Annotated in this window: 3 protein-coding genes and 1 pseudogene; all 4 read right to left on the bottom strand. The window is 38.1% G+C overall.

Annotated features, from left to right (window positions below; translation table 11 throughout):
• A pseudogene (locus H1P_RS32375) lies at positions 1-694 on the bottom strand (hypothetical protein); the annotation flags it as partial.
• A gap of 37 nt (positions 695-731) precedes the next feature.
• On the bottom strand, positions 732-2,087 hold the full coding sequence (locus H1P_RS32370; protein ID WP_144875452.1) for a diiron oxygenase: 1,356 nt from the start codon (positions 2,085-2,087) through the stop codon (positions 732-734).
• Positions 2,088-2,181: 94 nt separating this feature from the next.
• Positions 2,182-2,469 carry an acyl carrier protein gene (locus tag H1P_RS32365; RefSeq protein WP_144875450.1) on the bottom strand — a complete coding sequence of 96 codons (288 nt, stop codon included), beginning with the start codon at positions 2,467-2,469 and terminating at the stop codon, positions 2,182-2,184.
• Between the two features lie 203 nt (positions 2,470-2,672).
• Positions 2,673-2,921 (bottom strand): DDE-type integrase/transposase/recombinase (locus tag H1P_RS32360; protein WP_144875448.1); only part of this gene is annotated, 249 nt, incomplete at its 5' end.

Below are 2,921 nucleotides of genomic sequence, written 5' to 3'. Positions count from 1 at the left end.
TAGGGGCTAATCCTTCTCCCATGAATCCCGTACTGAAAGCGGGAGGAAAGTTATCTTTGGCTTCTAATTCTTTTAAATATTCGGAATAAAAAGTCTTTTGCCCTTTGAGCATCTGGTTAGCAATAAAACGCAAACCATAGTACTGATAATGAGATGCTTTTTCGGCCCAACCTTGATAACTAGAATTGTATATTTTGCCTTTTAAGGGGTCTTTGAAGGCTTCTTTACCTAACAAAGCTTTGAGCATCTGAAAGCAAACTTTACGAAAGACATGAATGTGAGATAGTTCTTGTTCGCTTTCTAATTCAAGTATCTCGTTAATCACCTCATAGCCTGGAATTTTGGCAAAAACTCCCCCCGTAATCTTGTTATAGACAATTGTTTGAGTTTCACTGGTGGCAGTGAAATTATACATGACAAACCAATACAGGTGATTGAGAGCAATCTTTTGTTTCTCAGAAGCCTGTTCGTAGAGGGGAGTGCCATATAGCATTGAGAGTTCGGGAGCATTCCAGTAATGATTTCTGACATCACTGTATTTGAAACTACGATCTAAATCTTGAATTTTCTCGGTATAGTTAGAGTCAGTATTGTTGTAGTAGGTTCTCTCAATCATTTGCAGGGCAGAACTTTTGGTTTGCTCTGTTGGCGATCGCTTTTTCTTAAGCTCTGGTAGTTGAAGATTTTGTAACATCTTTATTACGATTACGTGGTGATAACTGACAATAAATTTAGGCTGCAACTTGCTGAAAAAACTGCTTCCAAGACTTGATATTGTTCTTCAAAGCGCGCTTGATCGATCCTCCTGAAGCCATAATTTGCATTTCACGATTAACAGCCCAAAGATAATCAAGACGCTCGAAAAAGCGACGAAATTCTCCCAATAACCTTTGATGATACTTAAGATTGACATGAAATCCTTCGTGTTCTTGGCAGAGACATTTTTCCATCCACTGAAGTGCTTCTGTAGATGACATCTCAAATAGGGGAGACTGTAACAATCGGTAGAAAGAAAGGAAAAACGAGTCATCTTCACGAAAGACGGCGGGTAAACCTCCAGAAAGACCACCTAATACTCCCTTTTGGGCTAAATAAATCGTCAAATTAGCCACCAATTTCTCGTAGGCTGTGGGCTGAGGAAAGTCTCTGTATAATTCTTGCGCGATTATCTGAGACATTGTGGTGTGGAAGGATTCATCTAACAAATGATAGTAAGAAACCGCCGTAGGAGCAGGAATAAACTCTAACTCTTTCTCTAGCTTTTTGAAATGCTTGAAATATTGATGTTCGTATGTCTTTAAAGACATATTGGCAATCATCCGAACTGCATAATACTGAGAGGCTAAAAAGGGAGAACTACCCCAGTTAAGGGTAAAAAATTTAAAAGCAGTAGGAGAGCTAGTTAATTCTGCTAAACCACCGCTAGTGGTAGGGATTGAGTTACCCTCTCGTTCTTGTAAATAGCGAGAATAAGACTTGGTATTACCACCTAGCATTAGGCGGGTAATCCAACGAAAGCTAGTTTCTCTAGCAGCCTCTAAAGAAGAATTGAGGGCGTTAAATTGAAACTGACCAAATTGAGGAGATTTCTGAGACAGGGGATTACCGAGACTGGATTTTCCTAGCAAAGCTACTTTAGTTTTATAGCCAATTTTCTGAAAAGTTCTGATATGGTAACGTTCCTGAGAAGTCTCGAACTCTAGCTCTTGACACAAAGTTTGATAATCTCCAAAGTGAGCAAAAACTCCTTCGGTGATCTGATTGTAGAGCATAGTATTGGCTTCAGAGTTAGCTGTATGGTTGTATTGTCCTACCCAATAAAGATGATTGAGTGCTAACTTTTGCGACTCAGAGGCTTCCTCATACAATGGTGTGCCATAAAAAGTTGATAGCTCTGGATTTCCCCAATAGCGATCGCTATTATTATGATAGTCAAAATTTTTGCCCAGCTCAGCGATTTTTTCCGTGTAGTCAGAGTCAATATTACTCTGATAGGTTTTTTCAATTAGTTGAAAATGTTTGGTTTTCTTCTGGGGTAGTTCAGAAGGTGAGGAGGACTGAATTAATACTTGAGCATTGTTTTCCATTATGCTTCTCGCCAAAAATTTACTCGAAAATATCAGTTAGTTTTGATTGGTTTTCTCTTTATTTCAGAAACCGCCATTAGCTCTTACTTGATTTCTAATCTGATAAGGACTCAATCAAGTGCTGACTTAAGGACTCAATGGTGGGATAATCATAAAGTAAAGTAGGATCTAGCTCTCGCTCTAGCCAGGTTTCCAAATCACCAGCCAGTCCCACGGCTGCGGAAGAATCTAATCCATAGCGGTCAAAAGGAATAGTGATATCAATTCCGTTCGGGTTTACTTCCAGAAGTTCTGCAACATAATTAACAATCCAAGTTTGAATCTCCATCTGTGTGGGCAGTGATTTTATACTTTGGTTGCTTTGGGTAGTTGAAATTTCCATTGGTCGATTGCTTTATTTTTGAGATATTAATTTTTTGAGGTTGAAGAACTTATTTCTGCACCAGTTTTTATTTTCTGTAATACAGAGTCAATTTCTGCCTGAAGATGAAGAAATTCTGTTTTAAATTGGGGATTTACACTCCAATCCTGGTTCTGTCGCAAAAAGTTGAGAAAGACAGAATAACCCTGTGGTCATCTAATTTTTTAAACAGTAATCCCAAAGAGCGACTCGACAAATTTTTTTTGTCCCAAAACATCATTTTTAGCAACTCCTTCTACTTGACCTTTATAGATCATCCGCATAATTTCAATGCCTCTAATTGTTTTCCAAGATGTATGAAATGATTTATATCCTAGACCAGCGTTTGTTATTTTCTTGATTCCTCTATGGTCTTGTTCTACTAGATTATTCAAATATTTTACTTGCCTCAATTTACTCTTTGACTCTAAGAG

This window comes from Hyella patelloides LEGE 07179 (genome assembly GCF_900659865.1).
Lineage (GTDB): Bacteria > Cyanobacteriota > Cyanobacteriia > Cyanobacteriales > Xenococcaceae > Hyella > Hyella patelloides.
The sequence above is the reverse complement of the archived record's forward strand: the minus strand, read 5'-3'. Positions and strand labels throughout refer to the sequence as shown.